This window comes from Nocardia sp. NPDC050378, assembly GCF_040655675.1.
Classification (GTDB): domain Bacteria; phylum Actinomycetota; class Actinomycetes; order Mycobacteriales; family Mycobacteriaceae; genus Nocardia; species Nocardia coubleae.
On the sequence record NZ_JBFAKI010000003.1, the window covers coordinates 323,986 to 341,811 of the forward strand.

At 66.3% G+C, this 17,826-nt stretch carries 20 protein-coding genes and 1 pseudogene; 10 read left to right on the forward strand and 11 right to left on the reverse strand.

The features are described from left to right. Positions 1-88: 88 nt before the first annotated feature. A complete protein-coding gene (locus tag AB0I35_RS09105; RefSeq protein WP_357395268.1) occupies positions 89-793 on the forward strand; it encodes a histidine phosphatase family protein in 705 nt (234 codons plus the stop codon). Positions 794-844: 51 nt separating this feature from the next. Here AB0I35_RS09105 and AB0I35_RS09110 read toward each other — a convergent pair. From AB0I35_RS09110 to AB0I35_RS09150, 9 genes and pseudogenes are all read right to left on the reverse strand, one after another. Then, positions 845-1,111 (reverse strand): annotated as a pseudogene (locus tag AB0I35_RS09110) (ESX secretion-associated protein EspG); the annotation flags it as partial. Between the two features lie 165 nt (positions 1,112-1,276). Beyond that, positions 1,277-2,656, reverse strand: a complete 1,380-nt coding sequence (locus AB0I35_RS09115) for a hypothetical protein (RefSeq protein WP_357395270.1) — start codon at positions 2,654-2,656, stop codon at positions 1,277-1,279. Beyond that, entirely contained in the window at positions 2,656-3,060 is a 405-nt protein-coding gene (locus tag AB0I35_RS09120; protein ID WP_357395271.1) for a hypothetical protein, read from the reverse strand. Before AB0I35_RS09120 ends, AB0I35_RS09115 begins: the two co-directional genes overlap by 1 nt. 1 nt (position 3,061) lies before the next feature. Next, positions 3,062-3,610, reverse strand: a complete 549-nt coding sequence (locus tag AB0I35_RS09125; protein ID WP_357395471.1) for a DUF3558 domain-containing protein — start codon at positions 3,608-3,610, stop codon at positions 3,062-3,064. Between the two features lie 174 nt (positions 3,611-3,784). Further along, positions 3,785-5,212, reverse strand: coding sequence for an ATP-binding protein (locus AB0I35_RS09130; protein ID WP_357395272.1), 1,428 nt, complete (start codon positions 5,210-5,212; stop codon positions 3,785-3,787). Positions 5,213-5,433: 221 nt separating this feature from the next. After that, positions 5,434-6,783, reverse strand: a complete 1,350-nt coding sequence (locus AB0I35_RS09135; RefSeq protein WP_357395273.1) for a SagB family peptide dehydrogenase — start codon at positions 6,781-6,783, stop codon at positions 5,434-5,436. A 27-nt stretch (positions 6,784-6,810) separates the two neighbouring features. Continuing rightward, complete coding sequence (locus AB0I35_RS09140) at positions 6,811-7,788, reverse strand: ABC transporter substrate-binding protein (RefSeq protein ID WP_357395274.1); 978 nt, start codon at positions 7,786-7,788, stop codon at positions 6,811-6,813. A 75-nt stretch (positions 7,789-7,863) separates the two neighbouring features. Then, positions 7,864-9,900 carry a M13 family metallopeptidase gene (locus tag AB0I35_RS09145; RefSeq protein WP_357395276.1) on the reverse strand — a complete coding sequence of 679 codons (2,037 nt, stop codon included), beginning with the start codon at positions 9,898-9,900 and terminating at the stop codon, positions 7,864-7,866. 97 nt (positions 9,901-9,997) lie between these two features. Next, positions 9,998-10,417 carry a hypothetical protein gene (locus AB0I35_RS09150; protein WP_357395277.1) on the reverse strand — a complete coding sequence of 140 codons (420 nt, stop codon included), beginning with the start codon at positions 10,415-10,417 and terminating at the stop codon, positions 9,998-10,000. Positions 10,418-10,717: 300 nt separating this feature from the next. Between AB0I35_RS09150 and rplN the strand changes: the two genes are divergently transcribed. The 4 genes from rplN to AB0I35_RS09170 are packed head-to-tail and all read left to right on the forward strand — an operon-like array spanning position 10,718 to position 12,160. Further along, positions 10,718-11,086 (forward strand): 50S ribosomal protein L14, encoded by a 369-nt coding sequence (gene rplN, locus AB0I35_RS09155; protein WP_019045060.1) that lies wholly within the window; start codon positions 10,718-10,720, stop codon positions 11,084-11,086. Position 11,087: 1 nt separating this feature from the next. Then, entirely contained in the window at positions 11,088-11,405 is a 318-nt protein-coding gene (rplX, locus tag AB0I35_RS09160; RefSeq protein WP_067491085.1) for a 50S ribosomal protein L24, read from the forward strand. 1 nt (position 11,406) lies between these two features. Then, positions 11,407-11,970, forward strand: coding sequence for a 50S ribosomal protein L5 (rplE, locus tag AB0I35_RS09165; protein ID WP_067491083.1), 564 nt, complete (start codon positions 11,407-11,409; stop codon positions 11,968-11,970). Positions 11,971-11,974: 4 nt separating this feature from the next. Beyond that, the gene (locus AB0I35_RS09170; RefSeq protein ID WP_040731429.1) at positions 11,975-12,160 is read left to right on the forward strand and encodes a type Z 30S ribosomal protein S14; all 186 of its coding nucleotides are present in this window, start codon (positions 11,975-11,977) and stop codon (positions 12,158-12,160) included. Positions 12,161-12,257: 97 nt separating this feature from the next. Here the strand turns inward: AB0I35_RS09170 and AB0I35_RS09175 are convergent, their stop codons facing one another. Both AB0I35_RS09175 and AB0I35_RS09180 read right to left on the reverse strand, forming a co-directional pair. Then, positions 12,258-12,911: a Uma2 family endonuclease gene (locus AB0I35_RS09175; protein ID WP_357395278.1), complete on the reverse strand. Its 654-nt coding sequence runs from the start codon at positions 12,909-12,911 to the stop codon at positions 12,258-12,260. 20 nt (positions 12,912-12,931) lie between these two features. Further along, positions 12,932-14,503, reverse strand: coding sequence for an alpha/beta hydrolase (locus AB0I35_RS09180; protein WP_357395279.1), 1,572 nt, complete (start codon positions 14,501-14,503; stop codon positions 12,932-12,934). Between the two features lie 395 nt (positions 14,504-14,898). Between AB0I35_RS09180 and AB0I35_RS09185 the strand changes: the two genes are divergently transcribed. The 5 genes from AB0I35_RS09185 (at position 14,899) to rpsE (ending at position 17,826) form a co-directional block, all read left to right on the forward strand. Further along, positions 14,899-15,537 carry a YoaK family protein gene (locus tag AB0I35_RS09185; RefSeq protein ID WP_357395280.1) on the forward strand — a complete coding sequence of 213 codons (639 nt, stop codon included), beginning with the start codon at positions 14,899-14,901 and terminating at the stop codon, positions 15,535-15,537. A 240-nt stretch (positions 15,538-15,777) separates the two neighbouring features. Continuing rightward, positions 15,778-16,176, forward strand: coding sequence for a 30S ribosomal protein S8 (gene rpsH, locus AB0I35_RS09190; protein WP_067491077.1), 399 nt, complete (start codon positions 15,778-15,780; stop codon positions 16,174-16,176). A gap of 15 nt (positions 16,177-16,191) precedes the next feature. Then, positions 16,192-16,731: a 50S ribosomal protein L6 gene (rplF, locus tag AB0I35_RS09195; RefSeq protein ID WP_067491075.1), complete on the forward strand. Its 540-nt coding sequence runs from the start codon at positions 16,192-16,194 to the stop codon at positions 16,729-16,731. Between the two features lie 2 nt (positions 16,732-16,733). Next, a complete protein-coding gene (gene rplR / locus AB0I35_RS09200; RefSeq protein ID WP_067491072.1) occupies positions 16,734-17,141 on the forward strand; it encodes a 50S ribosomal protein L18 in 408 nt (135 codons plus the stop codon). A gap of 31 nt (positions 17,142-17,172) precedes the next feature. Further along, positions 17,173-17,826: a 30S ribosomal protein S5 gene (gene rpsE, locus AB0I35_RS09205; protein ID WP_067491070.1), complete on the forward strand. Its 654-nt coding sequence runs from the start codon at positions 17,173-17,175 to the stop codon at positions 17,824-17,826.

Consider the following 17,826-nt stretch of genomic DNA (forward strand, 5'->3'; position numbering starts at 1 on the left):
GGCGGCCGGTCCGGCGCGAACCTACCGTCCGGATCGGGTCGCATTCATGCACCAGCATGGGCCCACACCGGTTACTCGAGGAGTCCCTATGCCCCAGATCGCGTCACGTCTGTCCGTGGTCATCGCCGCGGTTGCCATGATCACCGCCGGCGGCGGTAGTGCGGCCGCCGCACCGCAGACAGGTGAAATGACCCTCACCTTCGTCCGCCACGCCGAATCGGCCGGCAACGCATCAGGCCTGATCGACACGTCCGTCCCCGGCCCCGACCTCACCGACAAAGGCTGGGAGCAAGCCGCCGCGGCCGCGCTGCGCCTGGCCGACTGCAAGTTCGACGGTGTCTACGCCTCGACAATGGTGCGGACACAGCAGACCGCACTGCCCACTTCGGAACTGTGCGACCGCCCCGTTGTCGTCGAGGAGGGCTTCCACGAAATCGAAGCCGGGATCTACGAAGGCACACCCGAGCAGGACGCGATGGCGAACTACTTCGCCGCACCGGTCCAGTGGATGCAGGGCAACCTCGACGCCCGAATCCCCGGCTCGATCAACGGCCACGAATTCAAAAAGCGCATGGACGACTCGATCCAGGACATCCAGGACCGCGGCAACAAGCGCGCCACGATCTTCTCCCACGGCGGCTCCATCATGGTCTGGACCCTCATGACCGTCAGCAACCCCGACATGACCAAACTCCAGTCCGACCCCATCCGCAACACCGGCCGCGTAGTCGTCAAGGGCAGCCCCGCGAAGGGCTGGAAACTCGTCACCTGGGACGGCACCCCCGCCGCCTGACCCGCGCGGCCCCCGGCTGACCGGCCGCGTCGAATCCGATCGACGGTGGGTTCATCTGCGATCGGTGAAGATGGCTATGTGCCTGGAGAGACGATGCTCCAACTCGGCGGGTGGGCCGGGGATCACCGTGAAATTGTCGGTGTCGTGGTGTTGCAGGAGGTAGCGGCCGTCGTCGGGGTAGTCGAGCCAGAGGAACGCCTTGCCGTCGGAAGTGGGCCGGGAATCGACCTGGAACCCAGGGAAAACGGTGATCTCGCCCGTGCCGATTCGGGCGCGCCGGAAGAAGCGTTGCGTGTGCTCGACCGGGGACAGGCGGGTGGGGTGGCGAGCGAAGGTCGCCGTCTCGAGATCGCTGCGCCTGCAACTCGGGCCGAAAGGTCAGCGGGTACGGCATCCGATCCCGACCGTGCGCTTCCAGCCCGATGGCGAAGGCATGTGGATCGAGCACCCACGTGTGATCAAGGGTCGGCGCTTGGGGTCGGCTCATGCGCCGATCACCCCGCCCGGCGGCAGCGTCGGCGGCAGCTGCCCGATGAGTTCGTGCTCGCGATCATGGACGAGGTAATCCGGGGTGGTGTGCTCGTTCTCGTCGTCACGCCCACCGCCCCTTCCGCCGCCGCCCATCATGCCGGGCATCCCGCTCATTCCGCGCGCACCCGCCGCCGACGCCGCCGCACGAGCGCCGGAGTTCTGCGCCCCCGCGGCTCCCGGTGTTCCCGCGACGGAGCGTCCCGCGGCCGGTACTCCGGCACCGCCGGGCACGCCTGAGCCGGGCGACCCCGACCCCGGCGATCCTGAGCCGGGAGACCCGGCGCCAGGAGACCCGAGTTTGCTGTCGCCGGGTGCGGCTGGTGTCGTCGTCGGCGTCGTAGCAGGCGTTGTGGCCGGTGACTCGGTGCTTGCCGGGCTGGTCGAGTCGTCGTCGGTGTCGTCGTCCGCTTGATCATCACCGGGAGTGGCCGACTGCGGTGTCTCGGCCGTCGGATTCTCGGGCGTACCAGCAGGATTCGTCGACGCACCGCCACCGTTGTCGGTGTTGTTGCCCCCACCGTTCGCATCTCCCGTCGAACCGTCGCCCGGCACTCCGCCGCCCGGATCCGTGACATTGTTCTGGGGGAGCGGCAGTACGGGGGTTTGTTGGTCGACGGTGAGCGCACCCGGCTGATAGGTGCCGATCATGAACAGCCGAGCGTCTGCCTCCGCTTCGTTCGCCCGATGCTGAGCGGCCTTGACCACACCGTTGCCCGGGATATGGCCGACGAACTCGTCGAAAGCGCTCACCTCTTCCGGTTTCGGAATGGCGATTTTCGCCTGTCCGAGAAGGCCTTCCATGTAGTCGATACCGTTGGCGACCATTTGGAAGGTGGTCGGCAACTTGGCCGCCTCGGTGGTGTAACTCTTCACCGCCTCGATCGCCGCGGAACCCGAGGCACCGGACCACTTTTCGGTCAACACTCGTTCGAAGTCGGTGCGGTAGTTGTCGACAGCGGTTTCGGTGCCGGTGGTGAGTCGACGCCAACCATCGGCCGTCGCGTTGATCTGCCCGGCATCGACCCCGCCCTGACCGTCCTTGCCCTGCAAGGCCTCCCAGATCTGCTGATGCGGCCAGGCGCTGAACGGCTCGGGATCCTTCACCGCGGCCTCCTGCATGGTGACATCCGCGCCCGCACGCAACCGCGCCCACTCGTCGCCGATGATGGTGCGGTCGCCCTCCCACGCCTGCTTGCCCTGGTCATCGAGGGCGCGGCGTTGTTCGTCGGCGTTATCGGAACGGTCATGGTTGTCGATCACCTTGAAGATTCCGAGTGTGCCGACGTGGAAGACACCCATGCCGATCGACTCGAGGGGATCCCAGAACGCCATCAGATATTCGCCCCCGCATTGCCGATCGCACCCGCGGACTGCTGATCGACAGCCTGTAGCTTGCCGATGGCGGCGAGGAAGGTGTCGCGCTGGTCGCGGGCGATGGCGATGTGTTGATCCAGGCGTTTCACGGCGGAGTCGTCGGGGTCGTGTGAGCCGCCGGCTACTGCTTTGTTCTCGTATTTGCCGCGGATCGCGTCGGCGGAGGGGAGGCTTCCCCAGCCGGTCAGGCGAACGAGAGAACGAGCGAAGTCCCGCTGCCGCTCGAGATCGGTCACGTACTGATCGACCACAGCGGCGAGAGCTTGCCCCAAATCTTCCTCGAGTTTGAACTCCCCGTTGATAGCCTGGGTCTTCATGGTCTGCCAGTAATTGGCGTGGTCCTGTGTCATCTGCGCCCCCAACTTACTTCGGCAAGTGCGGCTCGAGTGCCGCCGCGTATTTTTCCGACATCTCACACAGATCCCCGACCCGGGGGCCTTCAGTACTCAACCAGGAGGTGCGGACCTCGAACATGCCCTGTTCGGCCTCGAAGGACACAAAGCAGGCATCGGGGTCGCTCGACTCCTTGGACACCAGTCCCGCTCGCTCGTTGACAGAGGTCTCGCGGATGACCACAGCGCTGGTCTTCTTCCGCGCGTCATCCAGTGTGTGACTGGTCGAGAACACACCGACCGTGCGCTTTCCCGAGCCGTAGCGATCATCGAGCGGGATCCAATTGCAGACGCGCCAAGCCGAAACACCAGTCGGCGGGTCGGTCAACACGCCTTTGGTCGACGGGTCGAGACCGACGCTGGTGAGCACCTCATCCGACAACGCCCCCCGGCACGGGTTGAACACCTCGATCGTGTCCGGATCCGGCACGGTCGTAGTCGGCCCGGCTGGCCCTTCAGTACTCTCCCCACACCCGGCAAGCACCGCCGCCCCGACCGCACCACACAGCACGGCCCGCATCACCCCAACGCTACGCACAGCACTCCTACCTGATCGCCCACGGCCGAATCCCACCGCTACAAACTTAGACGCACCCCACCGCCACCCGGTTCCCTCGATCAACCGGCAGCCCCCGCCCTCTATTTGTCTTCGGTCCCGGGAACCCCCTGACCGAGCCGGAGCGAAGTCGAACCCTCATCGTCCTCCGGGCGGCTGCCAGGCCGCGAGCAGATCCGCAGGACCGAAGCCGGCCGCGAGGTGGTCCGTGGCGAACCCGGAACGGCTGACAGCGATCAGCGGGACCGCCGCATCGGTCAACCGAAACCGGTGGTTCTGTAGGTCAGTGAGGTCATGGACGTCGAAAGGGGAGTTCTCGAGCCATTTGATGGAGCCGAGGAACGCCAACTCCTGGGCGACAGGCTCCCGGTCGGCGCCGACGATATCGATCTCCACGTCGTTGGTCCGGGTCCAGTACCCGCCGATCACGGGGACGGCCGGTACGCCCTCGGCCGGTAGGAGCCGGGAGAGCGACTCGCGAATCAGCGGCTCCACCGCGCGCCCACGCCAACTCGACCAGCCCCGGCGAATCCTGTGCAGAGTGAGATCGGCGCGCAGGCGGTCCAGTTCGGGAAGGTAGGGACCGAGGAATGTCAGCCAGAATCGCAGATAAGAGTCGGTAATCCGGTAACGGCGGTCTTTCGATGGAGTCAAGCTGACGGGCAGCTCGGCGGCGACAATACCTTTGTTCACCAAGAGGTTCAGCGCGCGCGTCAGGCTCGTCGCTGCCAGGCCCCCTGCTGCTCGGGCGATATTGGCGAACGTGCGTTCCCCGCTTCCGATCGCCGAAAGAACCTGTCGTGCCAGCGTGTGCTCGGGAAATTCGGCGGCCAACGACAGTTGCGCCGAGACGACCAGCGGACTGACCGGGTCGGCCAGCTCGCGCTGCAGAAAGTCCCACATATCCTCACCGGTCCGCCACCGAGCGCAGATGATGGGGAGCCCGCCGGTGATCAGGGTGGCGTCGAAGGCCGCCGCAGCGTCGGCCCCGGTCATGGTCGCGACGTCCGCGGGATTGAGCGGGCCGAGGCGCATCTCGGTGCCGCGCTGATGAAACGGGCGACCGTACGAGGTGAGCGCCTGCATCATGGCGAGGTCGGAGCCGATCAGGATCAACAGCACCGGCTTGCGGCACAGCTCGCGGTCCCATGCTCGCTGAAGGACGCTCTCGAATGCGCCGGATTCGTCCATCAGGTACGGCAACTCGTCGAGGACAACGATGCTCGGCTGATCGTCGGGCAGAATGCCCGCGAGTTGCCGCAGCGCGGCGGTCCAGTTCGCCGGCAGTGCCTCCGCGAAGATGTCGGCATCGGGAAGCGAGGAGCGCGCCACGGTGTCGGAGAATTCGATGAGCGGATCAGTCCCGACACCGATCTCGCTGGTGTAGAACATATTCGGCACACCGCTGCGCTGAGTGAACTCCTCCACCAGAGCGGACTTCCCGATCCGCCGACGGCCACGCAGGATGAGGCAGCGCCCCGGTTTCGCGCTGCCGATCGAGGCACGAACCCCGTCCAACGCCTCATCGAGGGTCCGCAACTCACGCCATCGACCGACGAAGTCCACGACTACCCCTATCATTGATGTTAGTAACATTGATGATACTACCGGTGTCGGGTGGTTCTATGGAGTTGGGCAGGCCGCTAGGCTCTCGATCCCCACATCGCGAGCGCAACCTGTGCACTTTGCTCGGCGGTCCTGGATGGCGTCGGCGATGGCCACCATGCCGGTGCCGAGCTGCGTGGTGGCCGGGCCGGTGATCGCGTAGCTCTCGCAGGAGGGTGTCCTCAGCGCACAGGCGAGCCGACGATGATGCTGCCGACGTTGCATTCCTCGAGTTCGTCGATGCCGGTGGCGGTGGCGAAGGCGGAGGTGTCGGAGAAGCCCTGGGCGACTACGCCGAGGTTCATGGCGGTGGCCGAGAGGTAGACGGTCTGCATGAAGACGCCGACGTGCTTGAGGATATTGGCGTAGGCGACCTGTTCGTAGCTCCACATCACCCGGCCCGCGCGGGCCGAAACCAGCAGGACCACTTGGGGTTCCGCGCCACCGGCCAGGGTGGCCGAGGTGGACTTCACCAGTTTCTGGACGGCGGGGGAGTCGAAGGGGGCCACGTGGCGCAGGGCGTGATCGACCGAATCGTAGTGGTACATCCCGCTTTCCAGGCCCGCCACACTGCGCACCACGGGGTAGACCTCGAGCTCATAGGCGCCGCCGCCGGAGGGGTAGGGGCGGGAGCCGTCCTCGCGGGTGCGGGCGCTGCGGAAGAGCAGCTCGCCCAGCTGGGCGGCGGTGACGGGGGCGCTGTCGTCGAAGGCGCGGGTGGAGACGCGGTCCTCGAGGGCGGCCGACAGGCTCGGGTCACCGACGCGAAGCGCGACCAGGTCGGGCTTGGGCAGGAAGATCGGGTCACCGGCGAAAGGCGCTCGGCGAGCGGGTAATTCGGGGAACTTGCCCTCGGCCCAGCGGGTCGGCCCGAAATCGTCCCAGGTGACCGTGCGGGCGCCGAGCGTGCTGCGCCGGTGGAACCACAGGTCGGGCGCGTTCCAGGAGCGGGTGGTGAACTCGTGCTCCTCCTCGTCACCGTCGACGAGGAACCCGCACCACTGCAGATCCGCCATGAACTGCGACTTCACCGCGGCGGCCACCGGCGAGTCGGCGGCGAGCGGGCCGTCGAGCAGGGCGAGCAGGCGCGGATCGTGGATGCGCAGATCGCACCACGAGCGCGGATGCTCGAGCACGAAACCCTGCGCGTCGCGGTGCAGCACGGCGAACTTCGACAGCGTGGCCGACCAGGTCGGCAACGCGACCTCGGGCCGGGGCGCGGGCTGGGCGAACGGGCGGATGCTGTAGAGATCGCGGCCGCCGTCGCGCACGGTCACCGCGAGCCAGCCGCCGTCGGTGAGCTTGCGCATCAGGCCGGTGATGTCGTCACCGGCGGCTGCGGTCGCCATCTCGGCGGCCGTCGCCGGGCCCTGGTTCAGGGTTTTCAGTGCCTGCAGTGCCCCCGCGCCCAGACCGGTCAGCTTCTCGTTGCGCGGCGGATTGAGCAGCACCGCACCGGCCGGCGTGGTCAAACAGGTGACGCCCGCGCGGAGGGCGAACCGAGTCTGGGCGGGATAGGGGGAGGCAAGCACGGTGAATCCTCGAGTTGTGGGTGGAGCTTATTTCGCGGCGGCGGCGAACGCGGGTTCGAGCTTGTCGAGCATGTAGGGCACCGACAGGGCACTCGGCTGGTTGATCGCGCTGATCTCCTGCGTGGTCAGGAACACCACCGAACCCTTGCGCACCGACGGCAGATCCGCGTAACCCGGCAGCTGCCGGTACTTCTCGTCGAGACCGGGGGAGTAGCCGGCCAGCAGCAGATCGGCGGTGAGCTCGTCGACGCGCTCCGGCGACAAAGCCAGCCGGCCCTGGTTGGCGGGCTGCGCGGTGAGGTTCGCCGGGATCGACATGCCGAGCTGGGTGAACACCTTGGCCGAACCGTCGTCGGGGTCGGTGAGCACCATCAACTGGGCGGGGCTGGCCAGCCAGGTGCTGGCGAAGGTCTTGCCCTTCAGACCCGGGTTGGCGGTGGTGATGGCGGCGATCTTGTCGTCGACCTTCTTGATCGTCGCGGTCGCGTCGGACTCCTTGTGCAGCACCTTGCCGAGGGCCGTGACCTGGTCCTGCCACGGCGTGACGGCGTCCTTGGTGAGCGCGGGAATGGTCGGCGCCACCTTCGACAGGTCGTCGTAGGTCTTCTGATCGGCGATGAACGGGTCGGCCAGGATCAGGTCGGGTTCCAGCGCGGCGACCTGCTCGGCGACGCTGCCCTGGGTGTTGAGCGCGGTCGCGGATTTCAGGCTGTCGGGCGTCCACGGCGGGGTGCTCTTGGACAGCGCGGAGACGTTGTCGATGTAGCCGACGGGCACCACGCCGAGCGCCAGCGTGGAATCGAGCCACTGATTGCCGAGGGCGACAATCTTTTTCGGCGTCCCGGTGACGGTGGTCTCGCCGCGGGCGTGGGTGATGGTCACCGCTTCGCCCGAGCCCGCCTCGTCCTCGGTGGAACCACAGGCGACGACACCGAAGGCGAGCGCACCGGCGAGCGCGGCCACGGCGGCGCGCCGCCAGCCGCGTGAAGTCCGAACTGACGTCATGAGCGCATCCTCCATCGAGCAGGTTTAGGTCAGCCTAGGCTAACCTACGGCGAATCGGGAGGGTGCAAGCCCCGTCTACAGAGCGACGCGCTGGTCGGCGGGCATGAACAGCTTGTCGCCTTCCTTCACATCGAAGGTCGTGTAGAACTCGTTGATATTGCGCACCACCTGGTTGCAGCGGAATTCGTTGGGGGAGTGGGTGTCCTGCAGGCCCTGCAGGGTGGCCTCGACGGTCTGCTTGTCGCGCCACTGCCGCGCCCACGACAGGAACACCGAGCGGAAATCGGGCGTCTCGCCGGACCGCTGCGCCACCTTCTTGTACGCCTCGAGCGCGATCTGCAGGCCGCGCAGGTCGGCGAGGTTCTCGCCGACGGTCAGCGCGCCGTTCACGTGCTGCCCCTCCGGTGCGCCCTCGGGGACGAGCACGTCGTACTGCGCGATGATCTGCTGGGTCTTGGCGTCGAACGCGGCGCGATCCTCCGGCTGCCACCAGTCGCGGCGGTTGCCGTCACCGTCGTATTTGGAGCCCTGATCGTCGAAGCCGTGGCCGATCTCGTGGCTGATCGTCGAGCCGACCGCGCCGTAGTTCACCGCGTCGGTGGCGTCCTTGTCGAAGAACGGCGGCTGCAGGTAGGCGGCGGGGAAGACGATCTGGTTGGTCGTCGCGCTGTAGTAGGCGTTCACCGTCTGCGGCGACATGCCCCACTCCGAGCGGTCGACCTCGGTGCCGAGCCGGGCGAACGCGCGCTTGGACTCGAAAGCGTTGATCGCGAGCAGGGATTCGATCAGCTTGCCGCGCTTGATCTGCACCGAGGAGTAGTCGACCCACTTGTCGGGGTAGCCGATCTGGGCGACGATCTTGTCCAGCTTGGCGATCGAGGCCTGCCGTGTGGCCTGCGACATCCAGGTGGAATCGGTGAAGTTGTCGCGCCACGCGGCGGTGACATCGGCGACCATCTCCTTGGCGCGTTCCTTCGCCGAGGGCGGAAAGTGCTTGTCCACGTACAGCTTTCCGAGCGGCTCGCCCAGGTTGTCGTCGACGACGCCCACCGCGGAGCGCCACATCTCCGGCTTCTCCTCCAGCCCGGCCATCACCCGCCCCACGAATTCGAAGCGCGCGTCGGCGATCGCCTTGGGCAGGAACCGTGCGTAGGTGTCGGCGACGTGCAGCTTGAGGTAATCGCGCCACAGGGCGATGTCCACCTCGCTCCACAGCTGCGCGGCCGCGGTGACGAACGACGGCTGCCCGACGACCATCTTGTCGAACAGCGACTTGGGCCGCTCGGTCATGCCCGAAAGCCAGGGGTCCCAGTCGAACTGCGGTCCCAGCTTGGTGAGCTCGTCCCAGCTCATCAGGTTGTAGGTGGCGTCGGTGTCGCGCAGCCGCACGCTGTCCCAGTGCGCTGCCGCGATGCGCTTCTCCAGGTCGAGCACGCGCTGGGCCACCCCGGCCGGGTCGGGCAGGCCGATGCCCTGCGCCAGTTTCTCCAGGTACACCTGGTAGCCCGCCAGCTGCTCGGCGAACTCCGGCTTGCGGTAGTACTGCTCGCCGAGCATCAGGCCCGACTGGCCGACGCTGGGGATATAGGCCTTGGAGTTCTTCCGGTCGATGCCGATACCCATCCCGATCAGGCCCGCGATCGGCGCGATGGCCATCTCCTTGGCCAGCTCGGGTTTGCCCGGCGCCTTGTCGATCGCGGCGAACAATCCGGCCAGTGGCGTGATGCCGAGGCGCTCGATCTCGTCGAGGTCCAGGCGCGCGTCGTAGAGATCCTTGATCTGCTGCGCCTCCGAACCCGGCTCGGGATCGGAGATGGATTCGATGATCGCGCGCAGCTGATCGAGGGTCCGGTCGTTGGCGTCGGTGATCGCGCCGACCGAGGCCTTGTCCGGCGGCAGCTGGTAGTCGCGCAGCCAGGCGCCGTTGACATGGCGGTACAGGTCGTCCTGCGGGCGGATCGCCGGATCGCCCCCGCTCAGATCCACACCGTTCAACTGCGCCGCGGGTGCGTCGGACGAGCACGATGCCAGGGCGACGGCCACCGGCACCAACCCGAGGGCGGCCAGGAATGCGCGGCGGTCGACAACCGACGGACGGCCGGACTGTGTCACAGGACTTCCTTCCCCGATGCGGCAACCGCACCCGTGCTCGTTCGCGATCCAGCTCGCACAGGCTACCGGCGCGGCGCCGTCTCGGGGGCTGTGGCGATCAGGAAGAGCTGCCCGCGCTGCCCGTCACCAGGTCACAGGCCAAACCGCTGCCCGCGTTGATGATTCGCATGACCGTCGGCACGCGCTTGGAGACCAGCGGCATGCCGGTGGCGTGCAGCAGCGCCGTCAACTGCACGTCGACCTCGGATTCCACGTGGTAGAACGCGGTGGCCTTGGCAACGGTGACGCCGCCGACGGTGACCTCGAGGTCGACGGTGTCGCTGGCGAAGAACTTGCCGTTGGCGACGAAGTCGACCTGGGCGCCGACGTAGTCGTCGAGGCCGACGACGTCGATCTTCGAGGTGCAACCGACGGTCATCGTGTCGGTGAGCATGTCGATGACGGGCCCGGCGGCGGCCTGCGGTGCGAACACCGTGAGGACGGCGGCGAAGGCGGTGCACGCTTGGGTGAGTTTCATGGTGGCTCCTCGTCGGCTCGTCCCCGCGACGAGCAGGGGGACCGTAACAACGGGGCACACTCGCGCACGGCAGTTTGAAACATATTCACTTCAAATTGGCCGACGACCCCCGATTTGGGTCGACCTGGGGGTTCACCTACACTAGACCGGTTGCCTGCGGGAGCTCTGCCCTCGCAATCCGGCCGTGAACCCCCAGTGGTGGACAAACCGCTGGCAGGCGCGCGTCTGGTGGGTGACTGACCATGTGCGTCGGGTCGGCAATCCGGCGTACGTATACATCCAGGTCCAGGAGGTGCTGAAGTGATTCAGCAGGAGTCGCGACTGCGCGTCGCCGACAACACCGGGGCGAAGGAAATCCTTTGCATCCGCGTGCTCGGTGGCTCGTCGCGTCGCTATGCCGGTATCGGTGACATCATCGTCGCCACCGTCAAGGACGCCATCCCCGGCGCGAACGTCAAGAAGGGCGACGTCGTCAAGGCTGTCGTCGTGCGCACCGTCAAGGAGCGCCGCCGTCCGGACGGTTCCTACATCAAGTTCGACGAGAACGCCGCTGTGCTGATCAAGGCGGACAACGATCCGCGCGGCACCCGCATCTTCGGCCCCGTCGGCCGTGAGCTGCGCGACAAGCGTTTCATGAAGATCGTTTCGCTGGCCCCGGAGGTGCTCTGACATGAAGGTGCACAAGGGTGACACCGTGCTCGTCATCTCGGGCAAGGACAAGGGCGCCAAGGGCAAGGTCATCCAGGCCTACCCGGCGACCGGCAAGGTTCTCGTCGAAGGCGTGAACCGCATCAAGAAGCACGTCGCGGATTCCGCCAACCAGCGTGGCGCCTCCTCGGGTGGCATCGTGACCCAGGAAGCCCCCATCCAGGTTTCCAACGTGATGGTCGTCGACTCCGACGGAAACCCGACTCGCGTCGGCTACCGCACCGACGAAACCACCGGCAAGCGGGTTCGGATCTCCCGTAAGAACGGGAAGGACATCTGACATGACCACCTCTGAGCAGACTCAGCCCCGGCTGAAGGCGCGCTACCGCGCCGAGATCAAGGACGCGCTGAACAGCGAGTTCGAGTACGCCAACGTGATGCAGATCCCCGGCGTGGTCAAGGTCGTCGTCAACATGGGTGTCGGCGACGCCGCCCGTGACGCGAAGCTGATCAACGGTGCCGTCAAGGACCTCGAGCTGATCACCGGCCAGAAGCCGGAGATCCGCAAGGCCACCAAGTCGATCGCGCAGTTCAAGCTCCGTGAGGGCATGCCGATCGGCGCCAAGGTCACCCTTCGTGGCGACCGCATGTGGGAGTTCCTGGACCGTCTGGTCTCCATCGCGCTGCCCCGTATCCGCGACTTCCGCGGCCTGTCGCCGAAGCAGTTCGACGGCAACGGCAACTACACGTTCGGCCTGAGCGAGCAGTCGATGTTCCACGAGATCGACGTGGATTCCATCGACCGCCCGCGCGGTATGGACATCACCGTGGTGACCACGGCGACCAACAACGAAGAAGGCCGCGCGCTGCTGAAGCACCTCGGCTTCCCGTTCAAGGAGAACTGAGCACATGGCTAAGAAAGCACTGCGCATCAAGGCGGAGGCCAAGCCGAAGTTCGCCGTCCGCGCCTACACCCGCTGCCAGCGTTGCGGCCGCCCCCACGCGGTCTACCGCAAGTTCGGCCTGTGCCGCGTGTGCCTGCGCGAAATGGCCCACCGCGGTGAGCTCCCGGGCGTGCACAAGAGCTCCTGGTGACCCCGCGCTCCTCGTGAGCGCAGCCACCTAGGCGAATATCGTACGAAGGCACGGACTTCCGACCGAAGTCCGTGCCTTCGCGCGTTTCCAACTCTGCTCAGAGCGCCAGATCTCGCCACAAAATGGTGATCGGGAACGGGAAGCCGATGGTGATCTCGGTGGAATCGCCCGGCGACCATGCGCCGACCAAGATGTAGTTGGCCTTGTGCAGCGGTGATACACCCGCGGGCAAGGGACCGGTACCGGATTCGAGGCCGAATGCCTGCACGTAGGCGATTTCACTGCGCCGCGGATGCAGGGTGACTTCCCAGTACCAGGGAATTCCCGCTGCCGCGTATTTGGCCTTCTTGGCTTCCATTTCGGCGGCGGTGTTCGATGGGGAGAGGACCTCGCCGACCAGCAGCGCGTCGTCCGCGCGGACGTAGGCGTAAGGCTCGTCCAGGCATCGGTGGACCATGAAATCCGGTGTTACGAAGTCGGATTTGCCCTCCCGGCCGAAGAAGACGTTGGTCTCGGTGCGAACCTGCCAGCACTCGTCGGGTCTGCTGTCCATCGCGTACTCGGCGTCGCGCCGAAGAGCGCTCCACAACAGGTTGCTCGCTTCCTGATGCTCGCCTGGTCCACGTCGCGTCCAGACCACACGACCGTTCCACAGTTCGATGTGCGAGGCGATTTCCTCGGGCTGCTGCTCGAGTTCCTCCCACGTCATATATTCGGGCAGCTGCGGGCGCTGGTCGTGCGCGTTCGTCATGGCGCAAGGATAGGTACGGGTCAGGGGAAGGGGGAGTGGTCGGTGCCGCAGCGCAAGTCGTCGGGTGGGAGTTGGCCGGTGAACAAGTAGTCGCGTTTGGCTTGTTCGGCGCAGGTGCTGGGGACGTACATGCTGCTGTGGCCGGTGCCTTCGATCACCAGGACTCGGGCGGTGGCGAGTTGCGCGGCGCCCGCGTAGGCGCCGTGCAGTGGGGTCGCGGGGTCGTAGCGGCTGTTCATGACCAGGATGGGGGCGGCCGTCTGCCGGTTCCACGGGCCGGTGTAGCGGTCGGCGTCGCGGGCCGGCCAGAACGCGCAGGGCATGGCGTTGAAGACGGCGGTGCGGCCGAAGTACGGGTTGTGCAGGTCTTCGACGGCGGCGACGCGACTGTAGGCCGCGGGTTCGGTCGGGACCATGCTGTCTGAGCACTGGATGGCGTAGAACGCTTCGGCCCGGTTGGCGGGGTAGGCGGGGTCGAACAGCGAGTCGGGGACGAGGGCGGGGGCGCTGGTCGCCGCGTCGAACAGCTGCTGCAGCAGGGTCGCCAGATCGGCGTAGGTTTCGGGGCGCGACAGGCTGCCCGCGGTGGTCACCACCTGCGAGAACGTCCATGGTGTTCCGTCGAGCACGATGGGGGCGTGGCGGGCCCGTTCGGCCAACGCGATCCACTTCAGCTTCGGATCGCCCGCGGCGAACGCGCAGCGCGGGCCGGCCGCCGAGCATTCGCGCAGGAACGCGTCGAAGGTCTCGGCGATGCCGACCGCGACACCCTGCCTGGTGTCGAGGGGAAGGTGGGTGCCCTCCGCGCCGTGCCCGTCGGCATTGCCCTCGAAGTCGAGCGAACCGTCGAACACCATCGCGCGTACCCGGCGCGGAAACATGTTCGCGTAGACCGCGCCGACCTGGGTGCCGTAGGAGATGCCGTGATACGTCAGCGCGTTGTCGCCGACCGCGCGGCGCAGCAGCTCCAGGTCACGGGCGGTGTTGGCGGTGGACGCGTGATTCAGGACCGGGCCCGCCACCTGGCCGCAGCGTGCGGCGAGATCGGCCGAACGCGCGAAGAAGTCCGCTTCCTGACCCGGGTCGGTGGGTGTCCCCGGGAAGGTGCCGAAGTATTCGGCCTGTTCCTCGGCCGTGGCGAAGCAGTGCACACCCGCACTGCGTGAGACCCCGCGCGGGTCCCACGACACCAGATCGAAGCGCGCGCGAAGCTCCTCGGAGAACAGCCACGGCCAGCGCGCCCGTTCCCGCAATCGGTCGACGCCCGAGGGCCCCGGACCGCCGAAGTTCACGAACAAGGTGCCGAGGCGCCTGCTCGGATCGCTCGCGGGAAGCCGGATGGTGGCCAGCTCGAGCTGCGCACCCGCCGGTTCGTTGTAATCAAGGGGGACGCGCGCCAACGCGCACTGGAAACCCTCGTCGCAGTCCGACCAGCTCAACTCGGGAGTCGCCGCCGATTCGGCGAGCCGGTCGACATAGGCGTCGGCGGCGCGAGCGGGGGAGGGAAACGCGAATGTACCGACACCGAGCAGAACAGCCAGCGCGTAGAAGCCGCCTCGGCGAGTTCCACGGCGCACCGAGCGCGAAAACACCTGCCGAGCCTCCTGCGCAGATCCGACGAACTCCGTGAAGCTACCACACCCCCACCTGGGGAAATCGGTTGTCGCCGAACCTGTTTCGACGCCACACCGTGTAGTGCGGTGGATTCATAAAAGTCACACAGAATTCATCGGGAATTTCCGGGTTACCTGTGTATTACCGGAACCTGATAATCCTGTGTCTTCTCCGAGAATGTGATCCGAGCAATGGCCGCCAATTCCACTTCTCGCTACGGTCGGGGTTGTCACGACAGCGGGAAGGGTCAAAGTCGATCCCCGATTCGATTCGATGCGAAGGATGTGGGATTGTGACTGCGACCACAGTAAAAAGAGCACGTGACCTGGGTAACCGCCAGCCGCTGCGGGGTATACCGGCAGGGGCGACGACAATGGTGGCGTTTCTTTCGATATTGGCGGGATTTATCGGCGCAGCGGCCTATACACATTCCGCCGGATACTTCGTGACATTCATGACCGGGAATACCGAACGCGCGCTCCTCGGCTGGTTCGACGGCGACTATCTGCTGGCCATCGGGGCGATATCGCTGCTGTTCGCCTTCGGACTCGGCGTCTTCGTGGCCTCGTTGCTGCGACGTCGGCTGTGGCGCAACGGCCACTACGGCGCCTCGGTGGTGACCACGGTCGCCCTGGCCGCCGCGGTGGTGGTCGACTACGTGGTGAGCCGAACCGGCGGGCAGGAGCTGGGTTTCGTCCCGATCATGTTCGTCGCGTTCGCGGTCGGCGCGCTCAACACCGCGTTCGTCAAGAACGGTGAGGTCAGCGTCCCGCTCAGTTACGTCACCGGAACGGTGGTGAAATTGGGCCAGGGCATCGAGAGTCACGTCAGCGGCGGCAGTGTGCGGGATTGGCTCGGTTACGGCCTGCAGTACGCCGCCTTCGCGACGGGCGCGCTGCTCGGTGGCGTGATGAGCATGCTGGTCGGTGGTGAGATGATGCTGATCGTGGCCACCGGTGTCTCGGCATCGGCGATCCTGGCCACCTCGCGATCGAACGAGCCCGCGTCCTGACCCCGGATTTTGTCCTGACCACGGCGTTGCCTACACTAGAGCGGTTGCCTGGGCAGATCTGTGTCCGCTCCACGCTCGACGTGGGTGGATCGTGCCGGGCGCCGAGCGCTCGTGAAGAGTACTCATCCGGTCGGTAAGTGCCGCCCGGACCAGCCGAATTGTTGTAGGCCCACGGTCGCCTCGCGAAAGCGGGGAGATGCTGCATGGGAACCGCAGCGAGAAAGGTGTCGAGGTCTAACCATGACCATGACTGATCCGATCGCAGACTTCTTGACGCGTCTGCGCAACGCCAACTCGGCGTACCACGATCAGGTGAAGGCTCCGCACTCCAAGCTCAAGGCGAACATCGCCGAGATCCTGAAGCGCGAGGGTTACATCGCCGATTACCGCACCGAAGACGCGCCGGTGGGCAAGGCCCTCGTCGTCGATCTGAAGTACGGCCCGAGCCGTGAGCGCAGCCTGCAGGGCCTGCGTCGCGTCTCGAAGCCGGGTCTGCGTGTGTACGCGAAGTCCACCAACCTGCCCAAGGTCCTCGGCGGCCTCGGCGTGGCGATCATCTCCACGTCGACCGGCCTGCTCACCGACCGGCAAGCGGCCAAACAGGGCGTCGGGGGCGAAGTCCTCGCCTACGTCTGGTAAGGGAGGTCTGGACTAATGTCGCGTATTGGTAAAAACCCCATCGCAATCCCGGCCGGTGTCGACGTCAGCATCGACGGCCAGGTCGTCACGGTGAAGGGTCCCAAGGGCACCCTGTCGCACACCGTCGCCGAGCCGATCACCGTCAGCAAAGACGAAGCCAACCAGCTCGTGGTCGCCCGTCCCAACGACGAGCGCGCCAACCGTTCGCTGCACGGCCTGAGCCGCACCCTGATCGCCAACATGATCGAGGGTGTCACCAAGGGCTACGAGAAGAAGATGGAAATCTTCGGCGTCGGTTACCGCGTTCAGGCCAAGGGTTCGAACCTCGAGTTCGCCCTCGGCTACAGCCACCCGGTGCCGATCGAGGCCCCGGAGGGCATCACCTTCGCGGTGGAATCGCCCACCAAGTTCTCGGTTTCCGGGATCGACAAGCAGAAGGTCGGCCAGATCTCCGCTGTGATCCACGGACTGCGTAAGCCCGACCCGTACAAGGGCAAGGGCATCCGCTACGCCGGCGAGGTCGTTCGCCGCAAGGTCGGAAAGACGGGTAAGTGATCATGGCGCAAACTGCTAACCAGAAGGCCAAGCGGATTCCGCTGGGCAAGGACGCATCGACGAAGCGTCGTCTGTCGAAGACCCGCCGTCACTTCCGTCTGCGTAAGAAGGTCGTCGGCACCACCGAGCGTCCCCGCTTGGTCGTCAACCGTTCCTCGCGGCACCTGCACGCTCAGCTCGTCGACGATTCGGTCGGCAAGACCATCGCCGCCGCGTCCTCGATCGAGGCCGATGTGCGTGCGCTGGAGGGCGACAAGTCCGCCAAGGGCGCCAAGGTCGGTCAGCTGATCGCCGAGCGCGCCAAGGCTGCCGGTATCGAGTCGGTCGTGTTCGACCGTGGTGGTCACGACTACCACGGCCGCATCGCGGCGCTGGCCGATGCCGCTCGTGAAGGTGGGCTGAAGTTCTGATGACTGAATTTTCGAACGGAAGGAACGTCTGATGCCGGGACGTCAGCGGCGTGACGGCGGCAACGGACCCGCCGGACAGAACAACAACAACCCCAGCGGTGGCCCCGAGGGCAACCGTCGCGGTGGCGGCGATCGTCGCGGCGGCGGCGACCGTCGGGACAACGCGGCCGAGAAGAACCAGCTCGAGCGCGTAGTCGCGATCAACCGCGTCTCCAAGGTCGTGAAGGGTGGTCGTCGCTTCAGCTTCACCGCCCTCGTGATCGTCGGTGACGGCAACGGTCTGGTCGGCGTCGGCTACGGCAAGGCCAAGGAAGTTCCCGCGGCCATCCAGAAGGGTGTCGAGGAGGCTCGCAAGAGCTTCTTCCGCGTCCCGATGATCGGCTCGACCATCACCCACCCGGTTCAGGGTGAGGCGGCGGCCGGTGTGGTCATGCTGCGTCCGGCTTCGCCCGGTACCGGTGTGATCGCCGGTGGTGCGGCGCGTGCCGTGCTCGAATGCGCTGGCATTCACGACATTCTGGCCAAGTCGCTCGGTAGCGACAATGCGATCAACGTCGTTCACGCGACGGTTGCCGCGCTCAAGATGCTCCAGCGTCCCGAAGAGGTTGCCGCGCGTCGCGGTCTGCCGATCGAGGACGTCGCTCCGGCGGGCATGCTGCGTGCGCGTGCGGGACAGGGAGCCTGA